This is a genomic window from Streptosporangium sp. DT93, from assembly GCF_049844535.1.
In the GTDB taxonomy this organism is placed as follows: domain Bacteria; phylum Actinomycetota; class Actinomycetes; order Streptosporangiales; family Streptosporangiaceae; genus Streptosporangium.
The window spans coordinates 435,152-456,524 of sequence record NZ_JBNCLF010000003.1 but is presented as its reverse complement, the minus strand read 5'-3'; the positions used below and the strand labels follow the sequence as shown (position 1 = coordinate 456,524).

Sequence of the window (21,373 nt, the reverse complement as noted above, 5' to 3'; positions counted from 1 at the left end):
CCGGGGTCCACCTCGTGCGAGGACTCTCCCGGGGTCCACCTCGTGCGAGGACTCTCCCGGGGTCCACCTCGTGCGAGGACTCTCCCGGGGTCCACCTCGTGCGAGAGCTTTCCCGGGGTCCACCTCGTGCGACGGTCAGGCGTTGACCTCCAGGACGGTCAGGTGTTGACCTCCAAGGCGGTGCGCACGGCCGACTCCAGGGCGCCCTCGATCCAGGAGTGCTTCAGCGAGGTGTGCTCCCCGGCGAAGTGCAGCCGTCCCGCCGGGGCGGCGATGGCCGGGTGGATCTCGGTCATCTGCCCGGGGGTGAAGACGGCGGCCTCGCCGAAGGCGTAGCGGTTGCGCAGCCAGCTCTGGGTGCGGCCGCGGCCGGTGTAGAAGTCCGCGACGCGCTCCCCGTACACCTCCTGCAGGCCCCGCAGCGCGTGGGCGTAGCGCTCGGTGTCGTCCATGGAGTCCCAGCGGGAGGCGTCGTCGGCCCAGGCGTAGCTCGCCAGCACGACGCCGCCCTCGCTGCCGGGCACCGGGTGGGAGGGGAAGTAGACGAACCGGTTGGCGTTGTCGGTGACCGAGCCGCCTCCCATGGTGTGGGTCGCGGGCCCCGGGCGGTAGCGGGAGCCGAGCTCGCGCCGCCAGTCGCGCTCGTCGAACTCCCACCAGCGCCTGCGGAACTCCAGCAGCACCTTGGTCGCCGAGTCGTAGTGCAGCTCGATGATCGCGCGCCGCTTCGGGTAGGGCAGGGCCGGGGCGATCTCCACGTGGCGCAGCGCCGAGAACGGGATCGTGATGATCGCCACATCCCCCTCGAACGTCTCGCCCCTGCGCTGCGGCCGGGAGGCCGACTCGGTGCTGCCGGTCTCGGTGACGGTCTCGACGCGCACGCCGCGGGCGCTCTGCTCGATCCGGGTGGCCCGGCGGTCCATCCGGATGTCGCGGCCCAGCCCGGGCCGCAGGCGGTAGGGCAGCTCCCAGCTTCCCCGGCTCATCTCCCAGTAGGTCGCCGAGGGGTTGACCAGGCTCCGGGTGAGGAAGGTGTGCATGAACGACAGCGGCAGCCGGGAGGTCAGGTTCTCCAGGGTGCCGATGCAGTCGATCGCCGCGTCGCTCAGCCCGGCCCGCTCCCGCAGGAAGCGGTTCATCGAGTGGTCGTCGTACTCCTGCAGCACCCGGGCCCAGCCCTCGATCAGCTGGGGCAGCGGCTTGTCGGCCCGCCCGGAGCCGCGCACCACGGAGAAGAGGTCGCGGACCGGGTCGAGCGCGTCGTCGAGGATCCGCCCGGCCGTCCTGCGGTCGTCCAGCCCGAACGAGGCGTTGATCCTGCGCGGGTCCCTGGCGTACTCGTCGCGGCGCTGGGAGATGCCGTTGACCCGGATCCAGGTGTGGTCGGCCCGCGCGGGCGCGGTGAACTCCCCGCGCGAGGGGCCCGAGCGCCAGGCCGGCCCCCGGCGCGGGGTGTAGACGACGGGCGGGACCGGGCCGGTCGCCGCGTCGCCGGGACGGACGTCCACGTTGTAGAACAGCCGGCGGGAGATGCCGAGCTTGTCGATCAGCGCGAGCGTGAGCGGGTGGAAGTCCGGGATGCGCATGGCCCCGGCCTCGGCGTACTGCGAGCGGTCGGCGAAGCCGGACCTGAAGGTCTTGATCCGGCCGCCGATCCGGTCGCCGTTGGCCTCGATGACGGTGACCCGGTGCCCGGCCCGCTTGAGCAGGGTGGCGGTCACCAGCCCGGAGATCCCGGCGCCGACGACCAGGACCCGCTTGGGCGAGCGGGCCCTGGGCAGGCCCTCGTCGATCAGGACCTTGAGATACCTCAGCTTGAGGTCGGAGCCGTCCTCGCCGACCAGCAGCAGATCGCGCGCCACGGACACGCAGGTGTCCCAGCTCCTCGCGTGGCGCGGCCCCGCGGTGCGCGCGGGGGCCGGATCGGCGAGCGCGACTCCCGCCCTGGCCACCGGGGTCGCCCCCACGGCCGAGCCCACTGCCGAGCCCACGGCCCCCACCGCGCCCAGCCCGGCCAGCCTGGCGAACCCCCGACGGTCGATACCTGACACGTGCCCTCCTTTGATCGTCGCTGAAAGTAATGGGATGACTACTATCTGTTCGCGGGCGGGTATGCCAGGGCCTGCCGGGTTGTGACTCCAACCGATACGGGGGCGCTTCGCTTTTCGCGGCCTTTGCCGGGACGCGGGGGAGGCGTCGCGGAGCGGGACGAGGGTCAGGAGTGAATCAAAGATCTCCCTTAGCAGGCAAAAGACGCTAATAATGCCTTTTGTGGTGTTGTTCATCCTTTATCCCAGGGAATCCCTGTATGACCGACATATCCCTAAACAGGGGGCGGGTCAGTGAGCGCATGGACGTCCGGGGGACAGCCGACCGCGCTGGGCGACACCACGGTCACCCTGGTCGAGGGCGGTTCCTTCTGCGTGTCCGCGCGCAACGGCGACATCGTGCAGGGCGGGGTGCAGGGGGTCTACCACGCCGACACCCGGCTGCTCTCGCGCTGGGAGCTGCGGGTGGACGAGCTGCCGGTGGAGGCGCTGCGGGTGGTGTCGGGCGAGCCGTACCACGCGACCTTCCTCGGCAGGGCCGGGCCGCGCCCGGGACGGGCCGAGAGCAGCCTGCTCGTGATCAGGGACCGCTACGTCGGCGGCGGCCTGCGCGAGGACCTGGCCCTGCGCAACCTCGCCGACGAGCCCGCGGGGTGCGTGGTCACCCTGCACGTCGGCTCCGACGTGGCCGACCTGTTCGAGGTGAAGGCGGGACGGGTCCGGCACGTGGCCGACGTGGAGATGACGGCCGACCGGTCGGGGCTGCTGATCGTCTCGGCCTGCCGCGCCCGAGGCGCCCGGGTGGTGGCCGAACCGGCGCCGTTCGCCGTGCCGGGACTGCTCGTCTTCCGCGTCCTGGTGCCCGCCCGCGGGGAGTGGACCGCCGGCCTGCAGGTCACCCCCATCCTGGAGGGCGAGGAGTCGCCGGGCCGCTTCCCTGCCCACCGTCCCCTGGAGCACACCGAGCCGGCCAGGCACCGCGCCGACTGGGAGCGCCGGAGCCCGGTGATCACGACCCCGGACCGGATCCTGTCCAACGTCCTGGAACGCTCGGCGGAGGATCTCGGGGCGCTGCGGCTCTTCGAGCCCGACCGGCCCGACGAGCCGCCCACGGTCGCCGCGGGAGCGCCGTGGTTCATGACCCTGTTCGGCCGCGACTCGCTGCTCACCTCGTGGATGGCGCTCCTGGTGGACCAGTCGCTGGCGCTGGGCACGCTGCGCCGCCTGGCCCGGCTGCAGGGCGCCGTCGGCGACCCGCTGACCGAGGAGGAGCCCGGCAAGATCCTGCACGAGCTCCGCTTCGGCAGGCAGGGCGGCGCCTCGCCGTACGCGGGCCGCGCCTACTACGGCTCGGTGGACTCCACCCCCCTGTTCGTGATGGTCCTGGGCGAGCTGAGCCGCTGGGGCGCGTACGACGAGGCCGTGGAGGAGCTCCTGCCGCACGCCGACGACGCCCTCGACTGGATCCGCAGGTCGGCCGACCCCTTCCTGTCCTACCGCCGCCAGACCGACCACGGGCTGGTCAACCAGGGGTGGAAGGACTCCTTCGACGGCGTCAGCTTCGCCGACGGCACCCTGGCCCGCGCCCCCATCGCGCTGGCCGAGGTCCAGGGCTACGTCTACGCCGCCTACCTCGCGCGCGCCCACTTCGCCGCCAAGGCCGGGGAGGGCGCGCTGGAGGCGCAGTGGACGGCCCGCGCGGGCCGGATCAGGGACGCCTTCAACGAGCGTTTCTGGCTGCCGGACCGGGGCCACTACGCGGTCGCGCTGGACGGCGCCGGGCGCGCCGTCGACAGCCTCGCCTCGAACATGGGCCACTGCCTGTGGACCGGCATCGTGGACGAGGACCGGGCCGCGGCCGTGGCCGAGCACCTGCTCTCGCCGCGGATGTTCACCGGGTACGGGGTGCGCACCCTGGCCGGCGACATGGGGGCCTACAACCCGATGAGCTACCACAACGGCTCGGTCTGGCCGCACGACAACGCCCTGATCGCGGCGGGCCTGATGCGCTACGGCTTCGAGCGCGAGGCGAGCCGGGTCGCCTACGGGCTGCTGGACGCGGCCGAGGCGTTCGGCTGGCGGCTGCCCGAGCTGTTCTGCGGGTTCGACCGGGCCGAGTTCACCTGGCCCGTGCCCTACCCCTCCTCGTGCTCCCCGCAGGCGTGGGCCGCCGCCGCGCCGATCCAGCTGCTGCGGAGCATGCTCCGGTTCGACCCCTCCGTCCCCGGCGGGTACGTCCGGATCTGCCCGGCCGGGCTGGAGGGCCTGCGGATCGACGGGCTCGCGCTGGCGGGCTCCGACGTCACGATCGAGGTGGACGGCACCGGCACGTCCGTCCGCGGCCTGCCGCCGGGCATCACGCTGATCGACGAGCCGCGCGGCCCGCCGGTCAGGGCGATGTGGCCGGTCCACTGACGCGCCGCGTCCCCGGCCTCACGCGCCCTCGCGCGCCCACACGTGTCCATATATGTCACCACATGTCATTCGTCTCCTACGTGTCCTCATGTCGTTCGGTGTCGTCCTCCCAGGTGAGGTGGCCATGTTCTCTTCCACAGACATCCCGGACCGGTCCGGCCGCATGCGCGTCCTGGTGGTCGCACCGCCCTGGTACGACGTGCCGCCCCGCGGCTACGGCGGCATCGAGTCGATGGTGGCCGGTCTCGTCACCGGGCTGGCCCGGCGCGGGCACGACGTCACGCTGGTCGGCGCGGGCAGGGCGGGCACGTCCGCGCGCTTCCTCGCCACCTTCGGGCGGGCGCCCTCCGAGCGGATCGGGGAGTCGCTGCCCGAGGTGCTGCACGCGGCCAGGGTCCACGCGATGAGCGGGGGGCTGGCGGTGGACGTCGTCCACGACCACTCCCTGGCCGGGCCGCTGCACGCGCCCGCCAGGACCGCCCCGACGGTGGTCACCTGCCACGGCGACGTGGCGGGCGAGTTCGGCGACTACTACCGGGTGCTCGGCGCCACGGCCTCGATGGTCGCCATCTCCGAGGCCCAGCGGCGCATCGCCCCCGAGCTGAACTGGGCGGGGGTGGTGCACAACGCCGTCGACGCCGGGACCTTCCCCTTCAGGGAGCGCAAGGAGGACTGGGTGCTCTGGCTGGGCAGGTTCAACGAGGACAAGGGCGCCCACCTGGCCATCGACGCGGCCCGCGCGGCCGGGCGGCGCATCCTGCTGGCCGGCAAGCTCGTCGAACCGGCCGAGCACGCCTACTTCGACGCCCAGGTCAGGCCCAGGCTGGGACCCGACGCGGAGTACATCGGCGAGGCCGGCACCGCGCGCAAGCACGAGCTGCTGGCGGCGGCCAGGTGCCTGATCTTCCCGATCGTCTGGGACGAGCCGTTCGGCATGGTCATGATCGAGGCCATGGCCTGTGGCACGCCCGTGGTCGCCCTCGGCAGGGGCGCCGTGCCCGAGGTGGTCGTGGACGGGGTCACCGGCTTCGTCCGCGGCGACCCCGCCGAGCTTCCCGCCGCCGTCGAGGCGGCGGGGACCATCGCCCCGCGCGCCTGCCGCTCGCGGGTGGAGCGCTTCTTCTGCCTGGAGGCGATGGCCCGCGGCTACGAGGCGATCTACCGCAGGACGATCGCCGCCCTGCCCGGCGCGGACGACACGGCGAGCACGGCCACGGCGGCCACGGCCGGTGCGGTGGGCACGGCCGGTACAGCGGGCTCGTCGGGCTCGTCGGGCTCGTCGGGCGCCGAGGAGAGCAGGGACCTGGCCATGCCCGTCAACTGAGCCCGCGCCCTATGTTGGAGCACGGCACGGCGGACCACGGCAGGGTGGGACGCCCGCGGCCGGCCACGGCCGGCCGCGCGAGGCGAGGTTCGGCGAAGGGACGCTCATGGGCGAGTTCGTACGGGTGGAGACGGACGGCGGGGTCGCGACGATCAGGATCGACCGGCCGAAGATGAACGCGCTCAACATGCGGGCCCAGCTGGAGCTGGCCGAGTGCGCCCGTCAGGTGGACGCCGACTCCGGCGTGTACGCGGTGGTCCTCCACGGGGGGCCGGTCTTCGCGGCCGGGGTGGACGTCAAGGAGATGGTGGACATGTCGTACGCCGACATGGCGGCCCACTCGCGCGTCCTGCAGGACTGCTTCACCGCGGTGGCGCGGATCGGCAAGCCCGTGGTCGCGGCGGTCAACGGGTACGCGCTGGGCGGCGGCTGCGAGCTGGCCCTGTGCGCGGACGTCAGGATCGCCGGCGAGTCGGCCAAGCTGGGCCAGCCGGAGATCCTGCTCGGCATCGTCCCGGGCGCGGGCGGCACCCAGCGGCTGCCCCGGCTGATCGGCCCCTCCCGGGCCAAGGACCTCATCTTCACCGGTCGCCACGTGCCCGCCGCCGAGGCGCTCTCCATGGGCCTGGTGGACCGGGTCGTGCCCGACGAGGAGGTGTACCCCGAGGCCCTCGCCTACGCGGGCCGGTTCGCCGGCGGCCCGGCGCTGGCGCTGCGCGCGGCCAAGCAGGCGATCGACCAGGGCCTGGAGACCGACCTGGACACCGGCCTGGAGATCGAGCGCCTGCAGTTCTCCGGCCTGTTCGCCACCGAGGACGCCACGATCGGGATGCGGGCCTTCTCCGAGAGGTCGAAGGCGGAGTTCACCGGCCGCTGAACGACTCCCCGCGCCCACCCGGCCCGCCGGACCCGCCATGCTCACCGGACCCACCTGGCGGGCCGGGCTCGCAGGACCTGCCCGGCCGGGCCGTCGGGCCGTCGGGGCTTACGGGGATTGGTCCTGGTTGGTCCGGCATTGCCGGTATCGTGCCGACCATGGTGCGGTTGATGAGGCGTGCGCTGGTGCCCACCCCGCTGCGGAAGGCCGTCCTCGGCTGGTTCGACGCCCGGTACATCTCCAGGGCCGACCACCGGCAGGACGTCAAGGACGCGCTGTGGGAGGTCCGGACGCTGGCCAGGGAGGTCACCTCGCTGCGCGCGGAGGTCGTCGAGCTGCGCGCGCAGGTGACCCGGGCCCGGCTCGACCCGGCGCGGGCCGGACGCTGGGACGACGCCCACCGCCTGGCCCGGGAGACCGCGGTGGCGCTGGACGAGGTGCTCAGGAACGAGGTGCTGCTCTGGCAGGCCGTGGACCGCGCCGACGCCACCCGGGACCGCGCCACCGGCACGCAGGAGCCCACCGCCGGGAGCGCCGGGTGAGGGTGACCTGGACGGCCGACGGCGACGTCTGGCGGATGGCGTTCCGGCTGGACGCCGAGGACGACGTCACCGGCCTGTGCGCCGACGGCCAGCCGCTGCGGCTGGCCACGAACTCGTTCCGGATCGAGCTGCCGCGGACTCCGCGCGAGATCCACCCCGACCTGCTCGCCCTCGCCGCGTGGACCGTGGTGGCCCCGTGGACCCGGCGCAGGATCGTCTTCGACCGGCCGATCTCCGACGGTCTCGCCGGGGCGATCGGCGACGGCTGGGGGGTCGAGGCCGGTCCCACCGGCACGGGCGCGCGGTCCGGCCGTACGCTGGCGATCTCCTACAGCGGCGGCGCGGACTCGGTCGCGGTGGCCGCCATGCTGCCGGACGCGCCGTTCGTGCACTTCCAGCGGGTCACCCACCCGAGGGTGCCCAACCGCTGGACCCACTACCGCGCCGACGTGCTCGCCGACCTGGCAGGGAAGACCGGCCGCGACCTCACCGTGGTCCGCTCCGACCTGGAGTTCACGCTCGCCGAGCCGCGGCCCGGCTACCCCGAGCACCACGCGGTCGCCGCGGGCGCGCTGCTGATGGCCGACGAGCTCGACCTGGGCGGCCTGGCCTTCGGCTACGAGCTGGGGTCGCGCTGGCTGGGAGGCGACCGCTACCTGCTGCGCCACACGCCCGACAACCCGATGTGGGCCCCGCACGGCGCCTGGGGACGGGCGTTCGCCGCGGCCGGGGTGCACATCGTGCTCCCGGTGGGCGGGGTGAGCGAGGCCGTCACGATGCGCCTCGCCCTGAACTCCGACCTGCGCGGGCAGCTCCGCTGGTGCCTGCGCGGGGTCGGCGGCCCGTGCGGGACGTGCGGCAAGTGCCTGTACAAGGAGCTCATCCAGGCCGCCGTCGAGCGCCGCCCGCTGCGCACCACGATCACCGCGGGCCGCCCGGTCGCCCGCAGGTGGCAGGAACCGCCCCCGTACGGGGGCCAGGAGATGATCGAGTACGGCTGCGCCCGGGTGCCCGGCATCGAGGACACGGTCTTCGGCGCGGCTGCGGCACACCTGGGCGCGACCGAGGCGTCCACCGCCTGGCTGGAGCGCTGCTACCCGCCCGCGATCGACGAGATCCCCGAACCCTGGCGCGCGCGGGTTCGCGACGTCATGGCGGGGGAGATCGGTCTCATGAGCGAGGACGAGGCGCGGCGCGTCGAGACCTGGGGGGCGGCGTGAAGGTCTACGTATCGGCCGACATGGAGGGCGTCACCGGGCTGACCGACCCCGAGGAGATGCGCGCTGGCGGACGCGGCTACGAGCGCGGCTGCGAGCTGATGACCGCGGACGTCAACGCGGTCGTGGCCGGGGCCTTCGACGGCGGCGCCACCGCCGTGCGGGTCAACGACGCCCACGGGTCGACGAAGAACCTCAGGATCGACCTGCTCGACGAGCGGGCGACCCTGCTGCGGGGGCCGGGCAAGCCGCTGCGGATGGGCCAGGGCCTCGACGCGAGCTACCGGGCCGCGTGCTTCGCCGGCTACCACGCGCGGGCCGGCGTCCAGCACGGCGTCCTCAACCACACCTGGATGGGCAGGGAGATCCAGGATGTCCACCTCAACGGCGAGGTGTGCGGCGAGATCCGCCTGGTCGCCGCCTTCGCCGGGTCGCTCGGCGTGCCGGTGGCCCTGGTGACCGGGGACGAGGCCGTCTGCGAGGAGGCCAGGGAACTGCTCGGCGACGTGGAGACCGTCGCGGTCAAGCGGGGCGTCGACCGGTTCGCCGCCGAGCTGCTGCCCCCCGCCGTCGCCCAGGCCCGCATCCGCGAGGCCGCCGCCCGCGCGCTGGACCGGGTGGCCGACTTCCGCCTGTACGCGCCCGAGCCGCCGTTCACCCTGGGCATCGAGTGGAACTCCACCGCGATCGCCGCCGGGTGCGCGGTGGTGCCCGGCGTGAGGGCCGCCGGTCCCCGGCACACCGAGTTCACCACCGACGACTTCTCGCAGATCATGGCGCTCATGGGGCTCTTCGCCATGATCGGCGGCCAGGTCGCCTGCGGCAGCGGCGTGTACGGCTGATCCCGCGATGCCCTCCCCCGAAACCCCCGGCACCCCCGGCACCCCCGGCCCTTCCGGTCCTTCCCCCGGCGCCGACCCCGCCCCCCTTCCCCCGCCCCCCGCCTCTCCCGTCCCCGTCTCCACCGGCTCCGGCCCGGAACGGGCCCGGGGCCGATCCGCCGGGGGCCGATCCGCCGGGGGCCTGACGCGCAGGGCGCTGCTGGTCGGCGTGGGCGCGGCCGGGGGCGCGGGGGCCATGTTCGCGGCCATGGGCGCCCTGGGCCTGGCCCCGGACTCCCAGGACCGGAACTTCACGCCCCCGCGGCCCTCCGACTTCGCCCTCAGCGGCCGGGCGGCGGCCACGGTGGTCGTCCTCGGCGCGGGCGTCGCCGGGCTCACCTGCGCGTACGAGCTGGGCAAGGCCGGGTACGACTGCACGGTGCTTGAGGCGTCCGACCGGGTGGGGGGCAGGAACCTCACGCTGCGCGCGGGCGACCGGCTGGACGAGCTGGGCGGCCCGGCGCAGACGGCCGCGTTCGACGAGGGCGTCTACTTCAACGCCGGGGCCGGGCGGATCGCGCCGTGGATGGTCACCATGGACTACTGCCGCGAGCTGGGCGTCCCCATCGAGACGTTCGTCAACAACAACGCCTCGGCGTACGTCTACACCCGGGGCATGACCGCCCCCACGCGGGCGCGCGCGGCCCGCGCCGACCTGTACGGCCACGTCGCCGAGCTGCTGGCCAAGGCGAGCGACGCCGGGGCGCTGAACCGCCGCCTCACCGCCGACGACCGCGAGCGGCTGGCGGAGTTCCTGCGGCGCTTCGGCGACCTCGGCCCCGACCTGTCCTACCGGGGCTCCACCCGCCGGGGCTTCGAGACCTGGCCCGGGGTGGGCGAGGGCGTGCCGCTGGGCGAGGCCCCCTCGCTGCGGCAGGTGCTCGCCGCGGGCACCGGCAGGGCCCTCACCACGGACTTCGGCTACGACCAGGCCACGCCGATGTTCCAGCCGGTGGGCGGCATGGACGGCATCGTCACCGCGCTCGCCGACGCGGTCGGGCGCGACCGGATCAGGACGGGCACGCCGGTCACCGGCATCAGGAACCTGCCCGACGGGGTGGAGGTCACCCACGCGGGCGGCGCCGTCCGCGCCGACTACTGCATCGCGACCCTGCCGCCCCACCTGCTGGCCCGCCTGCCGCACAACCTCGGTGCCCCGGTCACCGCCGCGCTCCGCACCCCCGTCCCGGTCTCCGCCGGCAAGATCGGCCTGGAGTACGGCAGGCGCTGGTGGGAGGCGGACGACCGCATCTACGGCGGTATCACCGAGACCGACCTGGACATCACCCACATCTGGTACCCCTCGCACGGCTACCACTCGCGCGGCGGCCTGGTGGTCGGTTACTACAACACCGAGGAGAACGCCGACCGGTACGCCGGGCTCACGCACGACGCCCGCCGCGCCCGCGCGCTCACCCAGGGCAAGAAGATCCACGGCGAGAAGTACCGCGCCGAGCTGCGTTCCAGCGTCTCGGTCGCCTGGCGGCGCAGGCCGCACGTGGAGGGCGGCTGGGTGAGGTGGCCCTCCTACCTGGGCGCCTTCACCCTCCTGCAGCAGCCGGCGGGCCGGGTCCACTTCGCCGGCGACTGGCTCACCCACCTGGTCGCCTGGCAGGCGGGCGCGATGGAGTCGGCGCGCAGGACGGTCACCGAGCTGCACGGCAGGGTGCTGCGGACGACCTCCTGAACGTCCGCCGCTCCCGCGCACCGGCCGCTCGTCCTCCTCGGGCGGGTCGCGCGTCCTCCTGACGCGGGCCGTCCTGACGTGGGCCGTCCGCCGTCCTGACGCGCCACGGGCCGCCCCGCCGTAAGGTCTTCGGTGCGGAGTCCTCTCCGAGGCGGGAGGGGCCCGCGGTACGGAAGACCCGAGGAGGCGAGACGGCCATGGCGATCGGAACGTTGGACTGGACGAGTGCCCTGGAGCGGCCGGACCTGCTGGCCGGGCCGGTGGCGCGTGCGGTCGCCGAGCTCGCCGACGCGGGGACGGACCCCGGGGCCGGTGGCGCCGCGGCGGCCGAGGTCGCCGAGATCGACCCGGGACTGGCCGACACGGCGGCCTTCTGCGAGCGCTACGGCGTGGACCCGGGCGCGTCGGCCAACTGCGTGATCGTGGCCGCCAGGCGGGCGGGGGAGACCCGCCACGCGGCCTGCCTGGTCCTGGCGACCACCAGGGCGGACGTCAACGGCGTGATCCGGCGCCACCTGGACGCGCGGAAGATCTCGTTCGCGCCGATGGACGACGCGGTCGCGCTGACCGGGATGGAGTACGGCGGGATCACCCCCCTCGGGCTGCCCGCCGACTGGCCGGTCCTGGTCGACGAGGAGGTGGCGGCCCACCCGCTGGTGGTGATCGGCAGCGGTGTCCGCCGTTCCAAACTGGCCGTTTCCGGTTCACTGCTGGCCGGATTGAAGAACGCGACCGTTCTCCGTCTGGCGCACCGAAGCGAAAATGAGATTAAGTGAGAGAGGTAATCGGGAAACCGTCGGGGTTCGACGGACGTTGTTCAGTCGGAGAATGTGGCCCGATGGTTCATCTCGTGGGCGGGGTCTAAGCCGATATGGTGCTTCATGCCATGAATCAGGACGACCGATTGGGCCCTTACCGGCTGCTGAGGCGGCTCGGCGAGGGTGGTATGGGGGTGGTCCACCTCGCGGTGGATCCCCAGGGCCGACAGGTGGCGGTCAAGGTTCTGCGCGCGGAGGTGGCGGGTGACGACGTCGCGCGCCGACGCCTCTCGCGCGAGGTCGAGACCATGCGGCGGGTGCGCAGCGAGTACATCGCCGAGGTCATCGACGCCGATGTGACCGGTCACCGACCCTACATCGTGACGCGCTACGTGGCCGGACGGCCGCTGGACGAGGTGATCAAGCAGGACGGGCCGATGGAGCTGGCCGCGCTGCTGCGGGTCGCGCACGGCGTGGCCTCGGCGCTGGCCGCGGTCCACTCGGTCGGGGTGATCCACCGCGACCTCAAGCCCGGCAACGTGCTCATCCTGGACGGCGAGCCGGTCCTCATCGACTTCGGCATCGCCCAGGCGGTCGACGCCACCCGCCTCACCCAGACCGGCATGTTCATCGGCACCCCCGGCTACCTCGCCCCCGAGATCATCGAGGGGCACGAGGCCGGTCCCGAGGTGGACGTGCACGCCTGGGCGGGCACCCTGGTCTTCGCCGCCACCGGCCAGCCGCCCTTCGGCAAGGGCACGCTGGAAATGATCTTCTACAACATCACCGCGGGCAAGGCGAACGTCGACGCCGTCCCGCACGCGCTCCAGCCGGTGCTGCGCGCCGCGCTCCAGCGCGACCCGTCCAGGCGGCCCCCGGCCACCGAGCTCGCCGCGCAGGTGGCACGGCTGCTGCCCTCGGCCGGCCGCCATCCGGTGCCCGACGAGGTCAGCACGGTCGCGGCGTTCGACGACCCCGGCCGCGGCTCCGGCACGTTCGGCGCCGCCGGTGTTCCGGGTACCGGCGGTGCGGCGGGTGCGACGGGTCTCGCCGGGCTGTCCGGTGCGCGGCCCGGCCAGGGCGTTCCCGGAACCTCGGGCACCGGCGGCCCGCTCCCGCACGTTCCCGCCGGTCAGGGCGGCCCGGGCGTTCCCGGCGGAGACCCGGGGGACGTGCCGACCCCGGTGGCCTCGCGACCGGCGTTCCCGCACCCCACCGGAGCGCCCCCGACGCCGGTGGCCCGGCCCCACGAGTACGTCTCGCTGCTCGGGCAGGACGAGGCCGACCCGTGGCCCACCCGGCGGGTGACGCCGGAGGAGCTGCGCCAGGCCGTCGAGGCCCAGCGGTCCTCCCACGACCTGCCCACCGGCATGCTCGCCCCCGAGGACGTCCCCACCCGCACCCCGGGCACGACCGGAGGCGAGCGGTCCGGAGTGCGGGGAACCGAGGAGGGCGCCACGACGCCCGTTCCGGACGGGGACATCCCCACCCAGCGCGTCCGTCCCCAGGACCTGCAGGACTACCTGCGCCGGTACGGCGACCGGCAGGCGCCGCCGACCCCGCAGGACCGGCCGGGACAAGACCGGCCAGGGCAGGAGTGGGGCGGGCAGGACCGGCCGCAGGCGGGCACGGGTCACCCGTCCTACCTTCACCGGCAGCCGTTCGAGCAGCAGACCCCGCACACGCCGCGTCCCGCCGTGCCGCCGCCCTATCCCTACCCGCACCCCCAGCCGCAGCAGCCGCAGCAGCACTCCCCGCATGCCTACCAGCAGCGGGACCGGTACACCCCGCCGTCCACGGCGGCCTCGCCGCCGCACCCCGGCCAGCGGTCCGGACCCCTGTTGCAGCGTTCCAGGGCCTACGGCGTGGCGAGCCTGCTGATGCTGGTCGTCATGACGGTCGCCGCGGTCATCGCACCGGTGATCGTCGCCCTCGTGGCGCTCCCGGTGGTGATCGTGCTACGCGCCGCCGACATCGCCCAGCCGGTGTTCAACGGGCGCAGGTCCGCCGCGGCTGCCGCGACCGACGTGCTGCGGGTGTTCGGCCGCCCGGCCGAACTGGCGAAGGCGATCGGCATCACCGTCGCCCTCGTGCCGTACGCGCTGTTCCTCGGGTTGCCGGTGACGCTGCTGCTCATGCTGGTCGGGAAGACACTCGTCGTCAACGCGCTGAGCTGCGGTGCCGCCGTGGCGCTCTGGGCCGTCTGCGCCGGACCCGGCGTGGAAGGCCCGAGCCGCCAGATGCGACGTACGCTGGCATCACTGCTGCCGTCGCGCACCGCCGCCATCGCCGCCGCCTCGGTGCTGGTCGTGGTGGCGGCGCTGACGCTCCTGGCGGCGGCGGGCATGGTGGGTGAGCGGCCACGGGAGGCGGTGTGGGCGCCGGTCAGCGTCGAAACGGTCGACAAGGTGGTACGGGAACTGGAAACCCTACGAGAGAAGGCGGCGTGATGACGGGGGACACGCGAGCGCCCGAGAGGCTGGGCCCGTACCGGCTGCTGAGGAAAATCGGCGAGGGCGGCATGGGCGTCGTCCACCTCGGCCTCGACGAGGACGGGCGCGAGGTGGCCGTGAAGGTCCTGCACCCGCACGTGGCCGCCGACCTCAAGGCGCGCGACCGGCTCACCCGCGAGGTGGAGACCATGCGGCGGGTGCGCAGCCCGCACGTCGCCGAGGTCCTCGACGCCGAGCTGACGGCCAGGCAGCCCTACATCGTGACCCGGTTCGCGCCGGGCCGCACGCTGGAGGAGACCGTCCTGCAGGACGGCCCGCTCCCCGACGACCAGGTCATCCGGCTGGCGCGGGGCATGTGCGCGGCCCTGGTGGCCATCCACGCCGCCGACGTGATCCACCGTGACTTCAAGCCGTCCAACGTGATGATCGTCAACGGTGACCCGCTGGTCATCGACTTCGGCATCGCGCACCTGGTGAACGCCACCCGGCTGACCCAGACCGGCATGTTCGTCGGCACGCCCGGCTACCTGGCCCCGGAGATCATCCGGGACTCCGAGATCACCCAGGCCGCCGACGTGCACGCGCTGGCCTCGACGGTCTTCTTCGGCGCGACCGGCAAACCGCCGTTCGGCACCGGCAGCTTCGAGGTCGTCTGCTTCAACATCATGGAGGGGCGGGCCAACGTCGACCTGGCCCCGGCGTGGCTGCGGGGCTGGCTCAGGCGGGCACTGGCCGTCGACCCGTCGGCGCGGCCGGCGGCGGTCGAGCTGCTCCGGCTGGCCCGAAGCCTGGACCCCGCGGTGACGGCCTTCCAGGAGACCCCGCCCACCTCGGTCCTGGAGGGCGGGACCAGGGTCCTGGGCGGCGACGGCACCAAGGTCCTGGGCGGTGAGGGGACCACGTCCCGGAGCGAGGGCGGCACCAAGGGCCCGGGTGGGAGCGGCACCAAGGTCCCGCCGCCCCCGGTGAGCGGCACCCGTTCCCTGCCGCAGGACGCCTCCGGCTACTCCGACCTGCTCCCGCCGGTGAACTACGCCGAGCCGGAGCGGCGTGAGCGCCGGTCCCGGCAGGAGCGCGGGCAGGCGTCCGGCTCGGTGGCGCCCCCGCCGTACACGCCCTCCGCCCAGCCTTCGCCACCTCCGCCGTACGTCCCCGCGCCGCCCTCGGCGCAGGCCAGGGCGGCGGCGCCGCCGCCCTACGCCGACCAGCGGGTGGCCGGGTATCCGGCCCCGCCGCCGACCGGCCAGGCGAGACCGTACCCGCCGCCGGAGCGGGCGAGGCAGCACGTCCCGACGCAGGAGCGCCCCCCGGGCCGGGCACAGCCCGCGCCCCGCACCCCGCCCCGGGAGCGCTACCGCGCCGCCCATCCGCTGGCCGGGATCCTGCTGCTGACGATCCTCGCGGCGCTGGCCTGCCTGCTGCCGGTGGTGGTGAGCGTGTTCGCCGTGGCCGCGGCGCTCTGCCTGCGGGTGGGCGAGTACCTCTTCGCGGACCTGGCCCAGCGCCGCTCCATCCGGGGCAACAGCGCCGGAGACCCCCTGCTCGTGCTGGCGAGCACACCGTGGGCGGTGATCAGGTCGGCCATCGCGACGGCGGTCACCGCCGGGGTGTCGCTCATGTTCGGCATGTGCGTGTGGGGGTTCCTGGTCTACGCCGGCGACATGAGCAACAAGGACCACGCCGCCGCCTACGCGGCCGGTGCGTTCGTGGCCGGGCTGTTCCTGCTGCCCGGCGGCGGCAAGCCCAGGAAGGCCGTCGCCCGCTCGCTCAGCGCGGTCATCCGCAGCCCCGGCGCGGGCATGGTGACCACGATCGTCCTGGGCACGCTGGCGTTCTTCGCGGTGATGACCGCGCTGAGCGTGGCCCCGTCCTTCGTGCCCTGGAAGAACCCGACCGCTGTCGTCAACAGCCTCACCGAACAGTGGCGGGATTCGGCGAACGAGGGCGCGATGGGCGCGTTCGACCTCGTCACCGGTCTCCTGGACAGCTTGATGACCAGCCTCGGCCTGGGATTCCTGACGTTCTGGAATTGACGGCCCGCAGGGGACGCGTCTCGTCGGGCGCGTCCACCGGCACCTCCGGTCGTCCCCGCCGGACATGTCGGGCGGCCGCGGCCCGTACCCGGTGCGGGATCGGCCGCTCTGGGGCACGATGGAGGGGACGAGCCGAAGGAGTCGCATGGTCGCGCCGGACGGTGAGCATCTCGGTCCGTACCGCCTGTTGTCGAAGCTCGGCGCCGGAGGTTTCGGGGAGGTCCACCTGGCGCTGGACCCCGGAGGACGCACGGTCGCCGTCAAGATCCTGCATCCGCACGTGGCGGCCGACGAGACGGCCCTGGCCAGGCTCGCGCGCGAGGTGGAGACGATGCGGCTGGTCCAGGGCCCGCACGTCGCCGAGGTCCTGGACGCCTCGCTGCGAGGGGCCCGTCCCTACCTGGTCACCCGTTACGTGCAGGGCCGCCCGCTCAGCGCGGTGATCGCCGCGGACGGGCCGGTCGGCGGCGACGACCTGACGCGGCTGGCCCGCGGCCTGGCCGGGGCCCTCGCCGCCGTGCACGCCGCCGGGGTGGTCCACCGCGACCTCAAGCCCGCCAACGTGATCATCGCCGACGGCGAGCCGGTCGTCATCGACTTCGGGATCGCCTGCGCGCTCGACTCGCCCTCGGTCACCGCCTCGGGGGCCGTGCTGGGCACGCCCGGCTACCTGGCGCCCGAGGTGCTGGAGGGCACCGGGTCGGGCGCCGAGGCCGACGTCTTCGCCTTCGGCGCGACGCTGGCGTACGCGTCCACCGGCCGGCACCCCTACGGCACGGGCCCGGCGTCGGCGATCGGCTACCGGGTCGTCCATCATCCGCCGGACCTGGAGGGCGTCCCCGGATGGCTGGAGCCCCTGCTCCGGGAGTGCCTGCTGCGCGATCCCGCGGCCCGGCCGCCCGCGGACGCGCTCCTGGCCCGGCTGGGCGTCGCACCGCCCCCGAGGCCGGTGGTCGCGGAGCCGCGCGGGCGGTGGTCGCGCGGTTCCGGCGAGGCGGGGGTGCACGGTCTCGTCACCCGCGAGTGGAGGCCCGGACGCCGCCCGGCGGCGGGGAGGCCCTCGCCGGAGGAGGCCGCCGAGCGCCGCAGGGCCGTCCTGCACCGCCGCTGGGTCGTCGGCAGCGGCCTGCTGGTCTCCCTGACGGCGGCCACCGCCTCCGACCCGCTGCCCGAGGTCTCGCTGCTGTTCCTGACCGGGTACGGCTCGGTGCTGCTCGCCGACGCCGGGATCGCCCTGTTCGCCCGGCGGGACCGGAGGCGCCTGATCGTCGATCTCGCCGCCGGTGCCGGGACCGCCGCGCTCTGGGCGATCCTGAGCACGTTCTTCAGCACTTTCACGCTGGCGCTCGCGCTGGGCACCGTCGTCTTCGTGCTGGTCGCGATCCTGGTCGCCGGCTGAGCGACCGGGCGGGCGGCAGGGCTGTCGAGGCAGGGCGGCCCGTGGAGCGATCGGCCGGGCGAACGAACGGCCGCGCGGCGGGGCCGGGGGCGCGCGCCATCACCGGAACAAAGTTCGGTATGGTAAGGAGGTGACCGTCGGGGAAGGTTCCCGCCGTTCGGGGCGAGCCGCGCAACCTGGCGGTTTGCACCTAAGCTACCGATGGGTAACATAATCTCGGGAGGCCGGGGCGGGGCATGCCCCCACCGGGTCACCCGCTGCCACACCGCCTCCGGGCACCTGGCAGTCTTGGCACCGCGTGCACGTGCCCCGCGTGCACGTACCGAGCCGGCGTCAACCGCAGCGACGCGGTGGCGTACGCGAACACGGGAGGTCGGCCACCGGCCATGAACATCGTCGTCTGCGTGAAGCAGGTCCCCGACACGGCGACCGAGCGCAAGCTGAAGTCCGATGACAAGACGCTCGACCGCGACGCCGCCGACGGCGTCATCAACGAGCTGTGCGAATACGCGGTCGAGGAGGCGCTTCGCCTGAAGGAGGCCCACGGCGGTGAGGTGACCGTCCTCACCATGGGCCCCGACAAGGCGAGCGACACCATCCGCAAGGCCCTGGCCATGGGCGCCGACAAGGCCGTCCACCTGGTGGACGACGCGCTGCACGGCTCGGACACGCTGGGCACCTCCCACGCCCTGGCACAGACCCTCAAGAAGATCGGTTTCGATCTGGTCGTGCTCGGCTCGGAGTCCACCGACGCCCGCACCGGCGTTCTCGCCGCCATGCTGGCCGAGCGCCTGGGCGTGCCGCAGCTCACCTTCGCCAACCAGGTGGAGGTGAACGGGAGCGCCATCACCATCCAGCGCGTCACCGACTACGGCTACGACCGGGTCGAGGCCTCGCTGCCCGCCGTGATCTCCGTCGTCGAGAAGATCAACGAGCCGCGCTACCCGTCCTTCAAGGGCATCATGGCCGCCAAGAAGAAGCCGGTCGAGAAGCTCGGCGTCGCCGACACCGAGATCGACGCCTCCCAGGTGGGCCTGGCCAACTCCTGGAGCGAGGTCGCCGACTTCGAGGCCGCTCCGGCGCGCGCGGCCGGAACCGTGGTCAAGGACGAGGGCGACGGTGGCGCGAAGGCCGCCGACTTCCTCGCGTCGAAGAAGTTCGTCTGAGAGCGGGGGTAGCTGAAAATGTCTGAGGTTCTCGTTCTGGTCGAGCATGTCGAAGGCCAGGTGAAGAAGGTCACCCTGGAGCTGCTGACGCTCGCCCGCAGGCTGGGCACGCCGTCGGCCGTCTGGACCGGGGCGGGCTACTCCCCGGAGGCCCAGGCCCGGCTGGCCGAGTACGGCGCGGAGAAGATCTACCTCGCCGACTCCGCGGAGATCGCCGACTACGTCGTCGCCCCCAAGGCCGAGCTGCTGGCCCACCTGGTGACCGAGAAGTCCCCCGTCGCGGTGCTCGTCGCCGCCACGGCCGAGGCCAAGGAGATCGCCGGGCGCCTCGCCATCAAGACCGACTCCGGCGTGCTCACCGACGTGGTGGGCATCGAGGACGGCCTGGTCGCCGACCAGTCCATCTTCGGCGGCGGCGTCAACGTCCGGTCCCGGGTGACCAAGGGCATCGCGATCATCGCGGTACGTCCCAACGCGACGCCGGTCGAGGCCGCCACGGGCGCGGGGACCGAGGAGCAGGTCTCCTTCACCGTCTCCGACGCCGCCAAGAGCGCCAGGATCGTGGAGCGGGTCAAGGAGGAGAAGGGCGCGCGCCCGGAGCTCACCGAGGCCGCGATCGTGGTCTCCGGCGGCCGGGGCGTGGGTTCCGCGGAGAACTTCTCGATCATCGAGGAACTCGCCGACTCGCTCGGCGCGGCCGTCGGCGCCTCCCGCGCCGCGACCGACGCCGGCTGGTACCCGCACCAGTTCCAGGTCGGGCAGACCGGCAAGACCGTCTCGCCGCAGCTCTACATCGCGGCGGGCATCTCCGGGGCCATCCAGCACCGGGCCGGCATGCAGACCGCCAAGACGATCCTCGCGATCAACAAGGACCCGGAGGCGCCGATCTTCGAGCTCGCCGACTTCGGGGTCGTGGGTGACCTGCACCAGATCGTCCCGCAGCTGACCCAGGAGGTCGGCAAGCGCAAGTGATCCACGGGTGAGGGGCCGGACGGTGTGACCGTCCGGCCCCTCGCATGTGCGGCCCCGGGTCGCCGCGGGCGTTCACGGGGCACCCCAGGCCCCGGACTCCGGGCCGCCGCGGGCGTTCGCGGGAACCCCGGCCTTGGACTTCGGGCCGCCATGGGCGTTCGCGGGAACCCCGGCCTTGGACTCCGGGCAGCCGTGGAGGGCTCGCGCGGGCTGGTCCCCGCCCCCTGGGTCGCCAGAGCTCACGCGGAGCCGTCTCCGGTGCTCTCAGGCCGCCATGGAGAGCTCGCGCGGGGAGGTCTCCACCGCGACGGCCCTCGTCCGGGAGCGGGGCAGGAACCAGGCGAGCGCGGCGATCACGACGCCGAGGACCACGGCGATGCCGAGACCCGCCCTGAGCGTGGCCACGTCGGCGAGGAACCCGATGATCACCGGCCCGAGCAGGAGTCCCGCGTACCCCATCGCCCCGGTCTGGGCGATGGACGGCCCGGGATCGGCGGTCGCGCCGCCCGCCAGCGACATCGCCATCGGGGAGACCGTCGCGACGGCCACGCCGACGAAGAGCATGGCCGAGACCGCGACGGGTGCCGTCGGGGCGGTGAGGACCACGCCGAAGGTGACGGCGGTGGCCAGGCCCGAGGCGGCCATCATGCCGCGGGCGCCGAACCGGGCCCGGACGCGGTCGCCGGCCAGCCGCCCGGCCAGCATGCCCGCCTCGAAGACCGGGTAGCCCAGCGCGGCCGTCGCCTCGGAGGCGCCGAGCGCGTCGCGCAGGTACAGGCCGTTCCAATCGGCGACCGTCCCCTCCACCATGAACGCGCAGAAGGCGATCACGCCGAGCAGGTAGACCACCGGGGGCATCCGGCGACGGACCGCCGGAGCCGTACCGCCGCGGCGGGGGGAGGGCACCGCGTCGGGCAGGCAGGTACGGCCGGCGAGGGCGGCGGCGGGGAGCGCGAGCAGGGCGATCAGGGTCAGGTGGACCGTGACCGAGAGTCCCGCCGCGATCGCCGCGGCGCCCAGCAGACCCGCGGCGATCGCCCCGGCGCACCAGCCGGCGTGCATGCCGTTCATCAGGGGGCGGCCGTAGGCGCGCTCCACCACCGACCCTTGGGCGTTCATCGCGACGTCCACCGCGCCGAACGCCATGCCGAACAGGGCGCTCGCGACCAGGAGCAGCGGGAACGACGGAGCCAGGGCCAGCATGATCAGGGTGATCGCGGTGAGGGGGGCCGCGACCCGCAGGACGCTCCGGCTGCCGGCGCGCGTCATCACCACGCGCATGGACTGCATGGTGACGAGCGCTCCGAGCCCCCAGACGAGGAGGGTGACGCCGACCGACGCCTCGGACAGGCCGAGTTTGTCGGAGAGCGCCGGGATGCGCACGGTCATCGATCCACACAGCAGTCCGGCGAGCACGAATGTGAGAACCGCCCCGGTTCGAGCCGCTCTCAGGTCGCGGGTCATGACAAAGTCCCTTCGATAAACGTTTTGACAAAGTGATGAGCGGGCACATCTGAATCGGGGGCGGGCCCCCACGCGGAACCGCCCCCCCAAACCGGTGGGGGGGCGCCCCCCGCGGGGCGGGGGCTCGGACCAAACGC

Annotated in this window: 15 protein-coding genes; 13 read left to right on the top strand and 2 right to left on the bottom strand. The window is 73.8% G+C overall.

Going from position 1 to position 21,373, the window contains the following annotated elements; translation table 11 throughout:
• Window positions 1–158 precede the first annotated feature (158 nt).
• Window positions 159–2,051 carry an FAD-dependent oxidoreductase gene (locus ACLQ2R_RS09875; RefSeq protein WP_425959062.1) on the bottom strand — a complete coding sequence of 631 codons (1,893 nt, stop codon included), beginning with the start codon at window positions 2,049–2,051 and terminating at the stop codon, window positions 159–161.
• 291 nt (window positions 2,052–2,342) lie between these two features.
• Between ACLQ2R_RS09875 and ACLQ2R_RS09870 the strand changes: the two genes are divergently transcribed.
• The 13 genes from ACLQ2R_RS09870 to ACLQ2R_RS09810 all read left to right on the top strand — a co-directional run bounded on the left by ACLQ2R_RS09870 (window position 2,343) and on the right by ACLQ2R_RS09810 (window position 19,772).
• Window positions 2,343–4,463 carry a glycogen debranching N-terminal domain-containing protein gene (locus ACLQ2R_RS09870; RefSeq protein WP_425959061.1) on the top strand — a complete coding sequence of 707 codons (2,121 nt, stop codon included), beginning with the start codon at window positions 2,343–2,345 and terminating at the stop codon, window positions 4,461–4,463.
• Window positions 4,464–4,587: 124 nt separating this feature from the next.
• Complete coding sequence (locus ACLQ2R_RS09865) at window positions 4,588–5,787, top strand: glycosyltransferase family 4 protein (protein WP_425959060.1); 1,200 nt, start codon at window positions 4,588–4,590, stop codon at window positions 5,785–5,787.
• Between the two features lie 106 nt (window positions 5,788–5,893).
• The gene (locus tag ACLQ2R_RS09860) at window positions 5,894–6,664 is read left to right on the top strand and encodes an enoyl-CoA hydratase/isomerase family protein (protein ID WP_425959059.1); all 771 of its coding nucleotides are present in this window, start codon (window positions 5,894–5,896) and stop codon (window positions 6,662–6,664) included.
• Window positions 6,665–6,822: 158 nt separating this feature from the next.
• Window positions 6,823–7,206 carry a hypothetical protein gene (locus ACLQ2R_RS09855; protein ID WP_425959058.1) on the top strand — a complete coding sequence of 128 codons (384 nt, stop codon included), beginning with the start codon at window positions 6,823–6,825 and terminating at the stop codon, window positions 7,204–7,206.
• Window positions 7,203–8,426, top strand: a complete 1,224-nt coding sequence (locus tag ACLQ2R_RS09850) for a DUF6395 domain-containing protein (protein ID WP_425959057.1) — start codon at window positions 7,203–7,205, stop codon at window positions 8,424–8,426. Before ACLQ2R_RS09855 ends, ACLQ2R_RS09850 begins: the two co-directional genes overlap by 4 nt.
• A complete protein-coding gene (locus ACLQ2R_RS09845) occupies window positions 8,423–9,265 on the top strand; it encodes a M55 family metallopeptidase (protein ID WP_425959056.1) in 843 nt (280 codons plus the stop codon). The genes ACLQ2R_RS09850 and ACLQ2R_RS09845 overlap by 4 nt, the downstream gene beginning before the upstream one ends.
• 7 nt (window positions 9,266–9,272) lie before the next feature.
• Entirely contained in the window at window positions 9,273–10,991 is a 1,719-nt protein-coding gene (locus tag ACLQ2R_RS09840) for a flavin monoamine oxidase family protein (RefSeq protein ID WP_425959055.1), read from the top strand.
• 197 nt (window positions 10,992–11,188) lie between these two features.
• A complete protein-coding gene (locus ACLQ2R_RS09835) occupies window positions 11,189–11,767 on the top strand; it encodes a YbaK/EbsC family protein (RefSeq protein ID WP_425959053.1) in 579 nt (192 codons plus the stop codon).
• Between the two features lie 110 nt (window positions 11,768–11,877).
• Window positions 11,878–14,199: a protein kinase domain-containing protein gene (locus ACLQ2R_RS09830; protein WP_425959052.1), complete on the top strand. Its 2,322-nt coding sequence runs from the start codon at window positions 11,878–11,880 to the stop codon at window positions 14,197–14,199.
• A complete protein-coding gene (locus tag ACLQ2R_RS09825; RefSeq protein WP_425959051.1) occupies window positions 14,199–16,235 on the top strand; it encodes a protein kinase domain-containing protein in 2,037 nt (678 codons plus the stop codon). The genes ACLQ2R_RS09830 and ACLQ2R_RS09825 overlap by 1 nt, the downstream gene beginning before the upstream one ends.
• Window positions 16,236–16,380: 145 nt before the next feature.
• Window positions 16,381–17,634: a serine/threonine-protein kinase gene (locus ACLQ2R_RS09820; protein ID WP_425959050.1), complete on the top strand. Its 1,254-nt coding sequence runs from the start codon at window positions 16,381–16,383 to the stop codon at window positions 17,632–17,634.
• 386 nt (window positions 17,635–18,020) lie between these two features.
• Window positions 18,021–18,800, top strand: coding sequence for an electron transfer flavoprotein subunit beta/FixA family protein (locus tag ACLQ2R_RS09815; RefSeq protein WP_425959049.1), 780 nt, complete (start codon window positions 18,021–18,023; stop codon window positions 18,798–18,800).
• Window positions 18,801–18,818: 18 nt separating this feature from the next.
• On the top strand, window positions 18,819–19,772 hold the full coding sequence (locus tag ACLQ2R_RS09810; protein WP_425959048.1) for an electron transfer flavoprotein subunit alpha/FixB family protein: 954 nt from the start codon (window positions 18,819–18,821) through the stop codon (window positions 19,770–19,772).
• A 264-nt stretch (window positions 19,773–20,036) separates the two neighbouring features.
• Here ACLQ2R_RS09810 and ACLQ2R_RS09805 read toward each other — a convergent pair whose 3' ends face one another.
• Window positions 20,037–21,236: an MFS transporter gene (locus ACLQ2R_RS09805; RefSeq protein WP_425959046.1), complete on the bottom strand. Its 1,200-nt coding sequence runs from the start codon at window positions 21,234–21,236 to the stop codon at window positions 20,037–20,039.
• Window positions 21,237–21,373 lie beyond the last annotated feature (137 nt).